This window comes from Streptomyces sp. NPDC036764 (assembly GCF_055609385.1).
Genome location: NZ_JBVJPT010000001.1, coordinates 1,801,271 through 1,816,194 on the forward strand (window position 1 = coordinate 1,801,271; position 14,924 = coordinate 1,816,194).

Here is a 14,924-nt window from a genome sequence, read left to right on the forward strand (position 1 = left end):
CACGTCAGACGGTGACGACGACCTTGGCGCGCGCGTGCTCGACCTCCAGGTACCGGATGGCCTCGGCCGCCTCGCTCAGCGGATACGTCCGCTCGACGACGGGGCTGACCTTCCCGGACTCGGCCAGCTCCCGCAGCGCCTCCAGGTTCGCCCTGCTCTGCCGCGCGGCGATCTCCAGCAGCCGGTGGTTCCGTGCGAACGGGGCCACCAGCCGCCGCCTGATGAAGAGCCCCATCGGTCCGACGATGCTGCCGCCCTCGTACACCCCGCCGCCGGACAGGACGAGTGTCCCCATGGGGTTCAGCACGCGCCGGAATTCCCCGAGCGAGTGGTTGCCGACCAGGTCCAGCACAACGTCGTAGCGCGTGTCGCCCCGGGTGAAGTCCTCCTGGGTGTAGTCGATGACCCGGTCGGCGCCGAGTGAGCGCACCAGGTCGACGTTGCGCGTGCTGCACACGGCCGTCACCTCGGCGCCGTACGCCTTCGCGAGCTGTACGGCGAACGTGCCCACGCCGCCCGACGCCCCGTTCACCAGGACCGTCTGCCCCGGCTGCACCCGGGCGACGTCACGCAGGCCGATCAGGGCGGTGTTGCCCGCCAGCGGTATCGCCGCCGCCTGCTCGAAGGTGAGGTTGGCCGGCTTCGGACCCACCTCGGTGTCCCGTGCGCACACGTACTCGGCGAACGCGCCGTCGGCCTCCCCGTACACCTCCTCACCGGGCTTCAGCGCGGTGACCGCGGAGCCCACCGCCTCCACCGTCCCGGCGAAGTCCCGCCCCCGCACGGGTGCCTTGGGCCTGCGCAGCCCCATCATGGCGCGGCCGATCACCGGGTCGCCGTGCATGAGGTGCCAGTCGTAGGCGTTGACCGAGGCCGCGTGTACTCGCACCAGCACCTCGTGCGCGCCGGGCACCGGCCTGTCGATGTCCCTGAACTCGAGCGCGTCCGCCGAGCCGTACCTGTCCTGGATCACTGCCTTCATGGGATCCCCCCTCCGCTCTTGCCGAGCGTATGGAAGCCCGCGTATGCGGGCCATCGGGGACGGACCCTGATTTTCTCCGGGGTCGGGCCCTCCCCTTGCCCTGGGAAACCGATCGGTTTACGCTTCTGGTCATGGGAAACCGATCGGTTTCCGATCTGGATGATCACTGAGCATTGCGAGGAGACCCCCATGACCGCCATCGAAGGTTCCGTGGCCCTGGTCACCGGCGGCAGCCGCGGCATCGGCCGTGCCCTGGTCGCCGCCCTGTACGAGCGGGGCGCGAAGAAGGTGTACGCCACCGCCCGCGACCCGCGCACCGTCACCCACCCCGACGCCGTGCCGCTCGCGCTGGAGGTGACCGACCCCGCGTCCGTCGCGGCGGCCGCCGAGCAGGCGCAGGACGTGACCCTGCTGATCAACAACGCGGGTGCCGCGGTGAACGCGAACTTCCTCGACTCGCCGGTCGACGACGTCCGGCGCGAGTTCGAGACCAACTTCTACGGGCCGCTCCTGGTCACCCGGGCCTTCGTCCCGGTCATCGAGCGCAACGGCGGCGGCCACATCCTCAACGTCCACTCCGTGCTGTCGTGGGTCGGCCTCGCCGGCTCCTACAGCGCGTCCAAGGCCGCCTTCTGGTCGCAGACCAACTCGCTGCGCCTGGACCTGAAGCCGCGCGGCATCGAGGTCACCGGGCTGCACGTCGGCTACGTCGACACCGACCTGGCCGCCCAGATCGACGCGCCGAAGTCCACGGCCGAGAGCGTCGCGGCGCAGGCCCTCGACGGAATCGCGTCGGGTGCCTACGAGGTCCTGGCCGACGACATCTCGCGGCAGGTCAAGGCGGGCCTGTCGGCCGATCCGGCCGCCCTGTACCCGCAGCTCGCCGCCTGATCAGACCGGCAGCAGCCTCTCCACCAGCGCGCTGAGCTGCCGGGCGGTGCGGCACTCGTGCATCTCGACCAGCTCGGCGTAGTCGGGGGCGGCGGAGTCACCCGTACCCCAACTGGAGCGCCCCTCCGGGTTCAGCCAGTAGACGCGACGCGCCCGATCGGCGATCTGCCGTACGGCCGGCAGGTTCGGGTCGCTCATGTTCGTGCGGGCGTCGCCGAGGACGAACACGGTCGTGCGCGGGCCGACCGCGTCGCCGTATCGCTCGGCGAACTCGCCCAGCGCCATGCCGTAGTCGCTGCTGCCGTGATAGCCCGTGAGCGTGGCCTCCGCCTCGATCCGGGTGCTGAGCCCCTCCGGATCCGCGGTGCCGCGCTCCAGCAGCCCGGTCACCTCGTCGATCCGGTTGACGAAGGCGAACACGCGCACCTTGCTGAACTGGTCGTGCAGCGCCTGCACCAGCAGCATCGTGAAGTCCGAGAAGCCGGAGACCGACCCCGACACATCGCACAGCAGCACCAGTTCGGGGCGGACCGGACGCCGTCTGCGCAGCACCGGCCGCATCGGCACCCCGCCCGTCGACAGCGACCCTCGCAAGGTGCGTCGCAGATCGATCGTGCCTCGTGCGGCGCGGCGGCGACGTGCCGCGAGCCGGGTCGCGAGCTTGCGGGCGAGCGGCTGAACGGCCCTGCGCAGCTCGGCAAGCTGGGCCTTCCCGGCGTACAGGAAGTCGACGCGGTCGGCGGTCGGAGCCACCGCCCGCCGGGCGATCTCGTCGCGTCCGCGCCGCTCGGCGACGCGGCGTCGCGCCTCCGCGGCCACCAGCCTGCGGAAGGTATCGATGCGCCGCCGGATCTCGTCCTCCAGCAGCCGGTCCGCGAACCCCGAACTCGCGCCCCGCCCACGGATGTCGTCGCGCACCCTGGCCAGCAGGGTCTGCGGGCGCAGCCGCTCCAGCGCCTGGTACGACGACCAGCCGTCCGACGCCGGCGAGGAGCCGTAGCCGCCGAATCCGTCCACCGCCTCCACCGCCAGGCGGGCCATCATCGCCTGGTCGTCGGCGGTCAGCGCGGCCGCCAGCCGGTCACGCAGGTCGTCCCGTCCCGCGGCCTTGTGCTCCGGGCCGCCGACACCGCGCGGGAAATACAGGTCGAAGACCGGGTCGAACACCGGTCGTTGCCCGTTGCCGTGCAGCAGCGTCGCCGCGAGCCCCTCCCGCAGCAGCTCCCGGTCCGCGAGGCCGAGCGCCTCGATCGCCTGCGCCGCGTCCACCGTCTCGCCGGTGCCGATCCGGATGCCGTGCGCGCGCAACGCGCCGACCAGGGACGTCAGCCGATCCGCGACGCCGCCGGGCGTGGTCACAGGGCGTCCAGGTCGAGCTTCGCGGTCGCTTTGAGGACGTCGTCCTGATGCTTGAGCAGAACACCGAGGGTGGCCTGCACGACCGTCTCGTCCAGCGAGTCGGCGCCGAGCGCGAGCAGCGTGCGCGCCCAGTCGATGGTCTCGGCGACCGACGGCACCTTGCGCAGGTCCATCGCCCGCAGCGCACCCACGACCCGCACCACCGAGCGGGCCAGCGTCTCGTCGAGGCCCGGCACCTTCAGCCGTACGATCCGGCGCTCCAGCTCCTCGTCCGGGAAGCCGATGTGCAGGAAGAGGCAGCGGCGGCGCAGCGCCTCGGACAACTCCCGGCTCGCGTTGGAGGTGAGGACGACGAAGGGGCGGCGCGTCGCGGTGATGGTGCCGAGCTCAGGGACCGTGACCTGGAAGTCGCTGAGCACCTCCAGGAGCAGCCCCTCCACCTCGACGTCGGCCTTGTCGGTCTCGTCGATCAGCAGCACCTTCGCCTCCTCACCCCGGATGGCGGTCAGGAGTGGCCGGGTGAGCAGGAACTCCTCGCTGAAGATGTCCGTGCGTGTCTCGTCCCACGTCTCGTCGCGGCCCGCGCTGATGCGCAGCAGTTGCTTGGCGTGGTTCCACTCGTACAGCGCGCGGGACTCGTCGACCCCCTCGTAGCACTGGAGCCGTACGAGCTGTGCCTGCGCCACCTGGGCGACGGCCTTGGCGAGCTCCGTCTTGCCCACCCCGGCCGGGCCCTCCACCAGGAGCGGCTTGCCGAGGCGGTCGGCGAGGAAGACGGTCGTGGCGACCGCGGGCGAGGCGAGATAGCCGGTCTCGGCCAGGCGCGCGGAGACGTCGTCGACGGATGTGAACAACGGGGCCTCCAGCTCGGCGGTGCCGGGCAGGCACCTGTCTAAGCGCTTGTTCAGCGATGATGCCATGAGGATTCCGGGTACCGGAAGGTGGTAGACCGATCGGTTTCCTATCGGCCGCCGGAGAGGTACCCTCACCGGTATGGCCACCACAGACAAGGCGTCCACCAGGGACCGGCTGCTCGACGCGGCGGCCGAGCTCTTCTACCGCGACGGCGTCTCCATCGGCGTCGAGGCGCTGTGCCGGACGGCCGGTGTCTCGAAGCGGTCCATGTACCAGCTCTTCGCGAGCAAGGACGAGGTCCTCGCGGCCAGCCTGGCCCGACGGCTGCCGGAGTACGAGGCCCAGCTCGCGCCGGACACCCAGGGCGCCGCCACCGCGCGCGAGCGGATCCTGCACGTCTTCGAGCGGCTGGAGAAGGCGTCCACCGAGCCCGCCTACCAGGGCTGCCCCTATCTCGCCGCGCTGGTCGAGCTCAAGAACCCGGAACACCCCGCGAGCGCGGTGGCCCGCGGAGCGAAGGACTGGATGAAGGGCTACTTCCGCACACAGGCCGAGGACGGCGGGGCCCGGGACGCGGAGCTGCTCGCCCGTCAGCTCATGCTGGTCTTCGACGGGGCCAGCGCACGCTCCGGGGCCCGGGTCGAGACGCTGGACGGCCTGGCCGTCGCCACGGCGGCCACGCTGCTGGACGCCGCCGGAATGAAATGACGGGACGGCCGCCGAAGCGGCCGCCCCGTGCACCCACCTCACTCATGAGGCCACCGCCACCGCCCCTACAGCCGGAGTGCGCAGCATCCGCCGGGCCGTGACCAGGCTGGTCCCCAGCGTCACCGCCGCCGCGACCGCGACGACCGCGAGCCCGATGCCGTAGACCTCGCCCGGCAGCACCTCGTCGGAGCGGACCACGGCGAACGGCACGATCCCCGCCAGCGCGGCGACCGCGCCGAAGACGATGCCCGTGACCGTCAGGATCAGCCCCTCCACGCCCACCGTCCCGAGCACCTGTCCCGCGGTCGCCCCCGCGAGCCGCTGCTGCCCGAACTCCCGCGAGCGGTAACTCGTCGCCGCGTACAGCGAGTTGACCAGCATCACGCAGACGAAGACCACGATGATCCCGACGACCGTGAAGTTCAGGGTCTCCAGGGTCTTGTCGTCGATCGACTTGGTGATGCCGAGGGCCTCGACGGTGTCGCTCTCCACCGCCTGCATGGTGAGCGTGGCCGTGGCCACCGCGGTGAACAGGATCAGCGACATCAGGATCCCGGCGAGCTGACCGGCCCGCTCCCGCAGATTGCGCACCGCCAGCCAGCCGCTCGCCCCGCTCAGGGGCAGCCGGTTCAGCACGCCCTCCAGCAGTCGCGGCGCCAGCAGTGCGAAGCCCACCGACAGCAGGATCGCCCCGTAGGCGGGCGGCGCCATCAGGGCCGCGTCCGACGCCGAGAACGCGAACGTGGAGGTGACCGACGCGGCCCCGGTGAGCAGCGCCGCACATGCGAGGAACTTCCGTGCCCCGCCTCGCTTTGCCTGCCCGCGGGTCGCCCGCCGTACGGCCAGGAAGGCGGCGCCGGCCGACGCCAGCAGTGTGATGTCGATCCCCGAGACGAACGCGATCGGGCCGAAGGAGTGCGGGACGGACTCGGCGACCTGACCGCTGTCCTGGAACAGGTCCAGCAGCGCACGGCCGCCCAGCATCGCCGGGCCGATCGCCAGCGCCGCGCCCACCAGCGCCACGACCACGGCCTCGCCCACGACCATCCGCTTGAGCTGCGCCGGAGTCGCCCCCGAGCAGCGCAGCAGCTCCAGCTCGGCAGCCCGCTGACGGACGTTGACAGTCAGGGTCGAGGCGACGGCGAAGAAGACCAGCAGGGTGCCGTAGCCGCCGACGACGCCCGCCGCCGTGGACAGGGTCTCCGCGCTGGTCGGGTCGACGCCGTCCTGCGCCGCCGTGTCGTGCATCGAGTTGAACGTCATGATGACGGCCGCGCCCAGGAAGGCGGACAGCAGCGTCGCGAGGAACCGTCCCGGGCGGTGCCGGATCGAGCGCAGGGCCAGCATGAACATCGCTCACACCCCCAGTGCCACGTCGTCGCCGAGGTGCGCCAGCCGCTCGGCCACCGCGTCCGGGCTCGGCGCGTCCATCCGGCCGGCCAGCCTGCCGTCCGCTAGGAACACCACCGCGTCCGCGTAGGAGGCGGCGACCGGGTCGTGGGTCACCATCACGACGGTCCGGCCGTGCACCCGCACCGCCTGCCGGAGCAGCTTCAGCACGTCCCGGGCGCTGCGGGTGTCCAGGGCGCCCGTCGGCTCGTCCGCGAAGATCACCCGGGGCTCGGTCACGAGCGCACGGGCGATGGCCACGCGCTGCCGCTGGCCGCCGGACAGTTGGTCGGGGCGGTGCCCGAGCCGGTCGCCGAGGCCGACGGACGTCAGGACCTCCCTGGTCCGCGCGCGGTCGACGCGCTGCCCGGCGAGCTTGAGCGGCAGCACCGTGTTCTGCGCGACCGTCAGGGTTTCCAGGAGGTTGTACTGCTGGAACACGAACCCGATCCGGCCCCGCCGGAACTTCGTCAGCTCCGCCTCGCCGCCCCCGGTCAGTTCGGTGCCGTCCACCCTCACGATGCCACTGTCGGGCCGGTCGAGCCCGGCCGCGCAGTGCAGCAGGGTGCTCTTGCCGGACCCCGACGGCCCCATCACCGCCGTGAAGGTGCCGCGCCCCAGACCGAGCGTGATCCCGTCCAGAGCGGTCACGGCACTGTCCTGCGTGCCGTAGGTCTTGGTGACCTTGACCAGCCGTAGCGCCTCGGCGGCGGGTCCCGTGTCGTGCGTGCGTCGCGAACCTGCGCGAAACATCGTCATCACTCTCCGTCCGGGCACTCCCTGTGCCCTGCCGAAGAAGCTACGGAGACGGCGTCGAGAGCACATTGGGCGCAGAACCCGTCTTGCCGGGTGTACTCAGCGACACCTCCGACGTGGGCCCGGCCCCGGTGACCGACCGTGTTGTCAGTGGCGAGCTGTACCTTGCGAGGCATGGGGATCTATCTGGTGAGCGTGGGCGCGCGGGAGTGGTTCGGCGAGGAGGAGGACGGCCGGGGGGACGTCGCCGCGGCGCTGAACGAGGAGTTGGGGCGGCGCGGGCTTGCGCCGTACACGGGCGTTCCCGAGGAGGCGGACTTCGCACCCGGCTCCGGGACGGCCTTCGAGGAGAAGCTCGTCCCGCCCATGGACGGCTTCGTCGCGCTGTGCCGGGCACACCTGTCGAAAGCCGAGGAGGAGCTCCTCCTAGGCTGGACGGTGCTGGTGCCGGTGTCGCTCGACGAGGAGTTCGAGCTGCCGGTCGAGTCCGCCTACGACCTGACGACGACCGTCGCCGGAGCCCCGCAGGTCCTCGCCCTCGCCGAACGGCTCGCGGCGGCCGTGGAGCTGCCGGTCGACGCGATACCGGCGACGTCCGACAACCTGGAGCTGACCGGCTGGTTCCTGGACGGTCAGGCGAAGCGGACCGTGGCGGCCCGGCCGGGACGATGGGCCGATGATCTCGACACGGCCTTCTACACGGCGGTGTATCTGCGCGCCGCCCAGCACTCGATACGACGCGGCTGCCCGATCGTCTACTCCTGACGTTCGGCGGAGGTCGCCGCTCCGTGAAATCGGTGACAGGACTGGTGCCTTGGAGGACTTCCCCACGGGCGTCCGCTGCCGGTACAGGTTTGCCCATGACGGAAAACGGGGGACGCCGCCAGGCACGGTGGCGGGGAATGCGGGAGTCGGTCCAGGGGGCGGACACCGAGTTGTGGCCCGAGGGGCTGGCGGATGTGGTGCCGGGTGGATTCGAGCCCGCCTATGTGCAGTTCGGCGACCTGTATCCCGAGCAGCAGTTGCAATTACAACTCCTGTACGGCGCCTCGCAGCGCGCCTTCGAGCGCAGGACACGCGTCTCGGCGCGGGTCACGGTGGTGCGGGTGCTCGGCAACGCGCTGAGCGATCCACGGCTGAGCGACGCCAAGGCGAACGAGCATCTGACCGAGTATCTCGACCAGGAGATCGCCGACCTGCGGGGGAGGCTGGCCCAGGACAGCGCGACCGCCGTCAGCCGGGGCCTCAACATCGGCCTCGCCATGGGCTCGGCCGCCGGCCTGGCACTGCTCGTCATCCCGCTGCTGTGGGGTGTCGACCTGCTCGGCGTCCTCGGCGTGACGCTCAACTGCACCAACCGCTGGAGCCTGCTGGGCGCGTTCGTGTGCGGCGGCGTCGGCGCGTTCGGGGCCGTGCTCAGTGTGCTGGTACGGCTGCGGGGGAGCGCGGACCAGTTGGCACGCCGTCAGACCAACGGCCGCGAGGGCATCGTGGTCCCCGGGCAGATGGCTCGCAGCATGCGCCACGAAGGCGTCTACCGGGTGTTCGTCGGCTGGATCCTCGCCCTCGCCGTCTACTTCCTGCTCAGCGGCGGCATCGTCACCGTCTTCGAGCCGCCGGCCACCACGGCCGACATCTGCCCGGTCCAGGGCAACCCCGGATCGGGCGCCGCGGGCACCGAGTTCTGGGGCTTCTGGTGCGCCATCGGCTTCTTGGCGGGCTTCAACGAGCGATGGGCGTTCGGCATCCTCAGCCGTGAGTCCACCAGGCGAACAGGCAAGAACTCCTGATTCCGTTTTTGAACGGTTTCAAAAGCATGCCCCTGTAACCGGGGGAGTTCTGTTGGATTCTGCACGGTACTTGTCCTGATCGAGCCATGGACACTCGTCACTTCTGCCACTAGCTTCAACCGTCGTTCGAGCTGAATCGTTCCAACTCCGAACCGGACCAGCCGAAGGGACAACGGCATGAACGACGGAGTCGACAGCACGAAGGGCAGAGGGGTGCGTCGCCGTACCGTACTCACCACCGCACTCGGCGCCGCACCGCTTGCCGTGGCAGGCGGGATCATCGCAGGCACACCCGCGTCGGCCGCACCGACCGCGACCCGCACCGCGGTCGAGGGACTGACGGTCGAGCACCGGACGAACCCCCTCGGCGTGGACGCCGAACACCTTAGGTTCGGCTGGCGCATGACCTCTTCGGTACGCGGCCGCCGCCAGTCGGCATACCGGATCCTCGTGGCCACGACCCCCGACCGGCTGACCCCCTCCCGCGCGGACGTCTGGAACAGCGGCCGTGTCACCTCACCGGACTCGGTCGCCGTTCGCTACGACGGCCCCGCCCTGAGCGCCTCCACCCGCTACCACTGGACGGTGACGGCCTGGGACGAGACCGGCCGCGCCGCCCCCGCCGCCCCGACCGCACGCTTCGAGACCGGGCTGCTCGGCACCGACGGCGTCACCGGCTGGGACGGCGCCCGGTGGATCGCCATGGCGGGCAAACGGCCCAACACGCCCGGCGCCCCGCTCCTGCGCCGCCAAGCCCGGTTGACGGGGCGTCAAGTAAGTACCGCCCGCCTCTACATCACCGCCCTCGGCGTGTACGAGGCCCACATCAACGGCCACCGCGTCGCCGTGCCCCAGGGCGACGGCACCACGCACGAGCTGCTGACGCCGGGCTGGACCAATTACGACAGCACCGTCAACTACTTCACCTACGACGTCACGGACCTGGTCGCGGGGCAGAGCCGCCAAGGCCACGTCACCCTCGCCGCCGTGCTCGGCAACGGCTGGTACAACGGCCGGGTCTCCGAGAACAGCGCCTACTACTCCGCCGACGGCAACCGGCCGGCCCTGAAGGCCAAGCTCCTGATCCGGTACGCCGACGGATCCGAGCAGACGGTCGTCACCGCTCCCGGCGACGACTGGAGGGCCACCGACACCGGCCCCTACCGCGCCGACGACATCTACGACGGCCAGACCTACGACGCCCGGGCCGACCTGCCGGGCTGGACGGCGAACGGCTTCGACGCCTCCGGCTGGGCGGGCGTGACCGAGCACGACCACGGCACCCGGTTCCCCGACGCGAAACTGATCGCCTACCCGGGCGAGAGCGCCCGGGTGATGCCCGAATGGGACCGCCGGCCGCGGTCCGTCACCGTCCACACCGGCGTGTCCGGGCAGAGCGGCAGCCCCAACGGCAAGGGCCGTGTCGTCGTCGACCCGGCCCGCACCGTCACCGACCCGGCCACCGCGGCCACCGCCTCCGTGACCCTGCGCCCCGGCGACACCGCCGTGATCGACCTCGGCCAGAACATGGTCGGCGTGCCCCGCTACACCCTGCGCGGCCCGGCCGGTGCCCAGGTCGTCTTCAAGCCCGGCGAGATGCTCAACGACGACAGCGAAGGCGCCGACGGCCCCGTCGGGTCCGTGTACCGCGCCAACCTCCGCAGCGCCAAAGCCACCAGCACGTACATCCTCAAGGGCGACCCCGACGGCGAGACCCACCAGGACTCGCTGACCTTCTACGGCTTCCGCTACGTCTCCGTCACCGCCACGGACACCGTGACCCTGACCCGGTTCACCGGCCGGGTCGCGACCTCCGCCGTCCGCGACATCGGCACCATCACGACCGACGACACCGACGTCAACAAGCTGATCAGCAACGTCCATTGGGGCCAGCGCGGCAACTACCTCTGGGTGCCCACCGACTGCCCCCAGCGCGACGAACGCCTCGGCTGGACCGGCGACACCCAGCTCTTCTCCAACACCGGCCTCTACAACGCGGACGCCGTCAACTTCCTCAGCCACTTCGAGGACACCCTGATCGACTCGCAGAGGACGTACGGCCAGGACGGCGCGCAGTTCACCTGGGTCGCACCCGGCTCCCGCTACAACCAGCCGATCCCCGCGAGCGGTTGGGCGGACTGCGGCGTCGTCGTGCCGTGGACGGTGTGGCAGATGTCCGGCGACACCACGGTCGTCGACCGGAGCTGGGCCGCCATGACCAGGTACCTGGACTGGATCCGGGGGCGCACCGGCGACACCTACGCCGGGCAGGGCGCGATCTTCGGCGACTGGCTGGCCTTCCAGGACACCAGCACCCAGCTCATCAGCGACGTCTACTACGGCTACAGCGCCCGCCTGATGGCCGACATGGCCCGCGCCACCGGCCGCACCGCCGAGACCCGCACCTACGAGGACCTCTTCGCCCACATCAAGCGGGCGTTCGTCACCAAGTACCTGGCCACCGACGCGAACGGGCAGGTCACCGTCCGCTCCAGCCTCGGCGACGCGCCTCCCACCGGCGGCAGGACGGAGGACAACAGCCAGACCGCCCTGCTGTGGGTCCTCAAGCTCGGCTTCTACGACACCGAGGCCCAGCGCCGCCAACTGGTCACGCTCCTCGCAGAGAACATCGGCAACGACGAGGCCTACAAGGAGGCCCACCCCGACAGCACACGCGTGAAGTACGCCGAGAACACCCTGTCCGTCGGCTTCCTCGGCGTGAACGTCCTCGCGCCCGTGCTCACCGACGAGGGCCGCGTCGACCTGGCGTACCGGCTGCTGCACCAGGACGCCATGCCGTCCTGGCTGTACTCGGTACGCAACGGCGCCACCACCATCTGGGAGCGCTGGAACTCGTACTCGAAGGAGGACGGCTTCGGCCCGGTCGACATGAACTCGTTCAACCACTACTCCTACGGCGCGATCATGGAGTGGATGTACGAGAGCATGGCCGGGATCGCCAAGGACCCGGCCCACCCGGGCTTCCGGCACTTCTTCCTACGGCCCCATCTCGACCCGACCGGCAAGGTCACGCGGGTCACCGGCGCCCACCTCTCGCCCTACGGCGAGATCGTGAGCGAGTGGCACAAGGACGACCGGAAGCTGACCTACCGGGCCTTGGTGCCCGCCAACAGCACCGCGACCCTGCGCATCCCCACCGCCGACCCGTCGACCGTCCGCGAGGGCCGGACACCTCTGGCCGAGGCCGAGGGCGTCGAGTACCTGGGCTTCGCGGACGGCGTCGCCGCCTACCGGCTGGCGTCCGGCCGCTACGCGGTGACGTCGGCGCTGGCCTGATCCTCGCCCACCAGCACCACCTCCAGGGTGCGCGGGCCGTGCACCCCCTCGACCCGGTCCAGCTCGATGTCGCTGGTCGCCGACGGACCGGAGATCCACGTCAACGGGCGGACCGGGTCGAGGCGTTCGAGGGCCTGCGGGACGGAGGAGACGACCTGCTCCGGGACCCGTACCACACAGATGTGGTGGTCGGGGACGAGCGTGATGCGGCGCCGCCCCTGGTCGGGCGAGCCGTCCAGGACGATGGTGCCGGTCTCGGCCACCGCGACAGCGCACGCCGTGATGACGCTGTCGACCTGGTCCAGTTCGTGCGGGGTGCTCTCCGGCCGGTCCGCGATCCGCTCGGCGTCGGCCGCCGCCAGCCAGTCCCCGTCCAGACCGGGCGGCACGAGCACCGTCTTCGCACCGCGGGCCGCGAGCATCCCGGCGATGGTCGCCGCGAGATCCGCGGGCGTGCAGCGGTGCACGATCGCCCGGTAGTCCGCCAGGTTCTCGGCCAGCAGATCGACGGTCTGCGCGACACTCCGGTCCCCGTGCTCGCGCAGATAGTCGCGCGCAACCGCCTGTTCATACGACGGCTCGTCCTCGCGTACGTCCGCGAGCGCGCGCCGCACCCGGCCCAGGATCCGTTCCCTGCTGCTCACTTGGCCCCGTCCTTCCCGCCGTTGGTCCGCTGCCACCAGTCCCGGAACGGCTCCGCGGGCAACGTCGGAAGATCCCGTGTCCCGCTCCACGCCTTGCCGGGGCCCGGCAGTGAGCGCGGATGCAGCCTGCGGGTGCGCGAGGCGAGCCGCTGACCGGTGCGCAGGGCTCCCGGCCGGCTGAACGCCCAGCGCGCCGCCCGCATCGCGGCCCGCTCGGCGGCATGCCCCTTGGCAGGCTTCAGCACCACCTTGTTGCCCTTCGACGTCACCGCGCCGCCCGTCACGACCCGCTCCCGCAGATGGACCAGCACCTCGGGGATGTCGATGGCGACCGGGCACACCTCGTAGCAGGCACCGCACAGCGACGACGCGTACGGCAGCGAGGCGTCGATCTCGCTCGTCACGCCCCGCAGTTGAGGGCTGAGGATGGCGCCGATCGGGCCCGGGTAGACCGAGCCGTACGCGTGCCCGCCCGCCCGCTCGTACACCGGGCACACGTTGAGGCACGCCGAGCAGCGGATGCAGCGCAGGGCCTGGCGGCCGACCTCGTCGGCGAGTGTGTCGGTGCGGCCGTTGTCGAGCAGGACCAGATGGAAGTCCTTCGGCCCGTCCTGGTCCGTCGTACCCGTCCACATCGACGTGTACGGGTTCATGCGCTCGGCCGTGGAGGAGCGGGGGAGGGTCTGGAGGAACACCTCCAGGTCCCGCCACGTGGGCACGATCTTCTCGATGCCGACGACCGAGATCAGCGTCCGAGGCAGGGTCAGGCACATGCGGCCGTTGCCCTCGGACTCCACGACCACCAGCGTGCCGGTCTCGGCGACCATGAAGTTGGCGCCGGAGACGCCGACCTCGGCCCGCAGGAACTTCTCCCGCAGGTGCAGACGCGCGGCTTCGGCGAGTTCGGCGGGCGTGTCCGTCAGGCCCTCGGGCGCCGGGCGGCCCCACTCGGCCATCTCGCCGCGGAAGATGTCCCGGATCTCGCCCCGGTTGCGATGGATCGCCGGCACGAGGATGTGCGAGGGGCGGTCCTTGCCCAACTGCACGATCAGCTCGGCGAGATCGGTCTCGTAGGCGCGGATGCCCTCTGCCTGAAGGGCCTCGTTCAGCCCGATCTCCTGCGTGGCCATCGACTTGACCTTGACGACCTCCGACTGACCGGTCGCCTTGACCAGATCGGCCACGATCCGGTTCGCCTCGTCGGCGTCGGCGGCCCAGTGGACGGTGCCGCCCGCAGCCGTCACCGACTCCTCCAACTGCACGAGATATCGGTCGAGATGACGCAGCGTGTGGTCCTTGATCCGCTTGCCCGCCTCGCGCAGCGCATCCCAGTCGGAGACCTCCGCGACGGCGCCGGCCCGCTTGGCGCGGATGGTGTGCGTGGCGTGGCGCAGATTGGCGCGCAGGGTCGCGTCGTGCACGGCCTCCTGCGCGGCCTTCGGAAAGGCCGGCATCCCCAGGTACGTCCCGCTCATACGGCCGGCTCCTCCTCCGTGCTCGCCAGGATCTCCGCGATGTGCACCGGCCGCATGCCCGTCCGCAGCCGGGCCATGGTCCCGCCGATGTGCATGAGACAGGAGTTGTCTGCCGCGCACAGCACCTCCGCGCCCGTCGACTCGGCGTTGCGCACCTTGTCCGCGCCCATCGCGGCGGAGACATCGGCGTTCTTCAGCGCGAAGGTGCCGCCGAAGCCGCAACACTCGTCGGCCCCCGGCAGCTCCGCCAACTCCAGCCCCTTGACGGCCTGGAGCAGCCGCCGGGGCCGGTCGCCGAGCCCCAGCCCGCGCAGCCCGTGACAGGTCGGGTGGTACGTCACCCGGTGCGGGTAATAGGCGCCCACGTCCGTCACCCCCAGCACGTCCACCAGGAACTCCGTCAGCTCGTACGTCTTCGGCACCACCGGCGCCAGCGTCGCCGCGAGCGTGTCCCCGCGCCCCTCGGCCCGGGCCCGCTCACCCATCCGCGGATACAGCTCCCGCACCATCGCACCGCATGACCCGGACGGGGTGACGATCGCGTCGTACTCCCCGAAGACATCGGAGAAATGCCGGGCCAGCGGCTCGGCCTCATGCCGGTATCCGGTGTTGTAGTGCGCCTGCCCGCAGCAGGTCTGCGCCATCGGGAAGTCGACCTCGACGCCCAGCCTGGTCAGCAGTTTCACCACGGCGCGACCGGTCTCCGGATAGAGCGTGTCGTTGACGCAGGTCAGGAACAGGGCGACACGCATCGCGGCTCCTTGCGATCGATCATCGG

General features: G+C 71.0%; 13 protein-coding genes. 5 read left to right on the forward strand and 8 right to left on the reverse strand.

The genetic code is table 11. The features are described 5' to 3' along the window. Positions 1–4: 4 nt before the first annotated feature. The gene (locus ACZ69Q_RS07125) at positions 5–982 is read right to left on the reverse strand and encodes an NAD(P)-dependent alcohol dehydrogenase (protein WP_471037631.1); all 978 of its coding nucleotides are present in this window, start codon (positions 980–982) and stop codon (positions 5–7) included. A gap of 189 nt (positions 983–1,171) precedes the next feature. On the opposite strand from ACZ69Q_RS07125, the gene ACZ69Q_RS07130 reads away from it, so the two are divergent. Further along, positions 1,172–1,873: an SDR family oxidoreductase gene (locus ACZ69Q_RS07130; RefSeq protein WP_471037634.1), complete on the forward strand. Its 702-nt coding sequence runs from the start codon at positions 1,172–1,174 to the stop codon at positions 1,871–1,873. On the opposite strand, the gene ACZ69Q_RS07135 is transcribed toward ACZ69Q_RS07130, so the two are convergent. Both ACZ69Q_RS07135 and ACZ69Q_RS07140 read right to left on the reverse strand, forming a co-directional pair. Next, positions 1,874–3,232, reverse strand: coding sequence for a VWA domain-containing protein (locus ACZ69Q_RS07135; protein WP_471037636.1), 1,359 nt, complete (start codon positions 3,230–3,232; stop codon positions 1,874–1,876). Next, the gene (locus tag ACZ69Q_RS07140; protein ID WP_471040124.1) at positions 3,229–4,086 is read right to left on the reverse strand and encodes an AAA family ATPase; all 858 of its coding nucleotides are present in this window, start codon (positions 4,084–4,086) and stop codon (positions 3,229–3,231) included. The genes ACZ69Q_RS07135 and ACZ69Q_RS07140 overlap by 4 nt, the downstream gene beginning before the upstream one ends. Before the next feature lie 139 nt (positions 4,087–4,225). Between ACZ69Q_RS07140 and ACZ69Q_RS07145 the strand changes: the two genes are divergently transcribed. Then, positions 4,226–4,795: a TetR/AcrR family transcriptional regulator gene (locus ACZ69Q_RS07145; RefSeq protein ID WP_471037639.1), complete on the forward strand. Its 570-nt coding sequence runs from the start codon at positions 4,226–4,228 to the stop codon at positions 4,793–4,795. A 42-nt stretch (positions 4,796–4,837) separates the two neighbouring features. Here ACZ69Q_RS07145 and ACZ69Q_RS07150 read toward each other — a convergent pair whose 3' ends face one another. After that, complete coding sequence (locus ACZ69Q_RS07150) at positions 4,838–6,148, reverse strand: FtsX-like permease family protein (RefSeq protein WP_471037641.1); 1,311 nt, start codon at positions 6,146–6,148, stop codon at positions 4,838–4,840. Between the two features lie 3 nt (positions 6,149–6,151). After that, the gene (locus tag ACZ69Q_RS07155) at positions 6,152–6,943 is read right to left on the reverse strand and encodes an ABC transporter ATP-binding protein (RefSeq protein ID WP_471037645.1); all 792 of its coding nucleotides are present in this window, start codon (positions 6,941–6,943) and stop codon (positions 6,152–6,154) included. 171 nt (positions 6,944–7,114) lie between these two features. Between ACZ69Q_RS07155 and ACZ69Q_RS07160 the strand changes: the two genes are divergently transcribed. The 3 genes from ACZ69Q_RS07160 (at position 7,115) to ACZ69Q_RS07170 (ending at position 12,027) form a co-directional block, all read left to right on the forward strand. After that, positions 7,115–7,705, forward strand: a complete 591-nt coding sequence (locus tag ACZ69Q_RS07160; RefSeq protein WP_471037648.1) for a hypothetical protein — start codon at positions 7,115–7,117, stop codon at positions 7,703–7,705. A 95-nt stretch (positions 7,706–7,800) separates the two neighbouring features. Beyond that, entirely contained in the window at positions 7,801–8,730 is a 930-nt protein-coding gene (locus tag ACZ69Q_RS07165; protein WP_471037651.1) for a hypothetical protein, read from the forward strand. A gap of 177 nt (positions 8,731–8,907) precedes the next feature. Continuing rightward, positions 8,908–12,027 carry a family 78 glycoside hydrolase catalytic domain gene (locus ACZ69Q_RS07170; RefSeq protein WP_471037655.1) on the forward strand — a complete coding sequence of 1,040 codons (3,120 nt, stop codon included), beginning with the start codon at positions 8,908–8,910 and terminating at the stop codon, positions 12,025–12,027. Here the strand turns inward: ACZ69Q_RS07170 and ACZ69Q_RS07175 are convergent. Genes ACZ69Q_RS07175 through ACZ69Q_RS07185 form a run of 3 tightly spaced genes read right to left on the reverse strand, consistent with a single transcriptional unit; the run spans position 12,000 to position 14,898 of the window. Further along, positions 12,000–12,671: a LutC/YkgG family protein gene (locus ACZ69Q_RS07175; protein ID WP_471037658.1), complete on the reverse strand. Its 672-nt coding sequence runs from the start codon at positions 12,669–12,671 to the stop codon at positions 12,000–12,002. The two genes, ACZ69Q_RS07170 and ACZ69Q_RS07175, sit on opposite strands and share 28 nt — an antisense overlap. Beyond that, positions 12,668–14,146 (reverse strand): LutB/LldF family L-lactate oxidation iron-sulfur protein, encoded by a 1,479-nt coding sequence (locus ACZ69Q_RS07180; protein WP_471037661.1) that lies wholly within the window; start codon positions 14,144–14,146, stop codon positions 12,668–12,670. Before ACZ69Q_RS07180 ends, ACZ69Q_RS07175 begins: the two co-directional genes overlap by 4 nt. Continuing rightward, on the reverse strand, positions 14,143–14,898 hold the full coding sequence (locus tag ACZ69Q_RS07185) for a (Fe-S)-binding protein (RefSeq protein ID WP_471037663.1): 756 nt from the start codon (positions 14,896–14,898) through the stop codon (positions 14,143–14,145). Before ACZ69Q_RS07185 ends, ACZ69Q_RS07180 begins: the two co-directional genes overlap by 4 nt. Positions 14,899–14,924: the final 26 nt, after the last annotated feature.

What these genes read in the sequence shown, in the direction of transcription:
- ACZ69Q_RS07170 (WP_471037655.1), top strand. Translation starts at nt 8,908, where the DNA reads ATGAACGACGGAGTCGACAGCACGAAGGGCAGAGGGGTGCGTCGCCGT.
- ACZ69Q_RS07145 (WP_471037639.1), top strand. Translation starts at nt 4,226, where the DNA reads ATGGCCACCACAGACAAGGCGTCCACCAGGGACCGGCTGCTCGACGCG.
- ACZ69Q_RS07185 (WP_471037663.1), bottom strand. Translation starts at nt 14,898, where the DNA reads ATGCGTGTCGCCCTGTTCCTGACCTGCGTCAACGACACGCTCTATCCG.
- ACZ69Q_RS07155 (WP_471037645.1), bottom strand. Translation starts at nt 6,943, where the DNA reads ATGACGATGTTTCGCGCAGGTTCGCGACGCACGCACGACACGGGACCC.
- ACZ69Q_RS07125 (WP_471037631.1), bottom strand. Translation starts at nt 982, where the DNA reads ATGAAGGCAGTGATCCAGGACAGGTACGGCTCGGCGGACGCGCTCGAG.
- ACZ69Q_RS07150 (WP_471037641.1), bottom strand. Translation starts at nt 6,148, where the DNA reads ATGTTCATGCTGGCCCTGCGCTCGATCCGGCACCGCCCGGGACGGTTC.
- ACZ69Q_RS07130 (WP_471037634.1), top strand. Translation starts at nt 1,172, where the DNA reads ATGACCGCCATCGAAGGTTCCGTGGCCCTGGTCACCGGCGGCAGCCGC.
- ACZ69Q_RS07165 (WP_471037651.1), top strand. Translation starts at nt 7,801, where the DNA reads ATGACGGAAAACGGGGGACGCCGCCAGGCACGGTGGCGGGGAATGCGG.
- ACZ69Q_RS07160 (WP_471037648.1), top strand. Translation starts at nt 7,115, where the DNA reads ATGGGGATCTATCTGGTGAGCGTGGGCGCGCGGGAGTGGTTCGGCGAG.
- ACZ69Q_RS07180 (WP_471037661.1), bottom strand. Translation starts at nt 14,146, where the DNA reads ATGAGCGGGACGTACCTGGGGATGCCGGCCTTTCCGAAGGCCGCGCAG.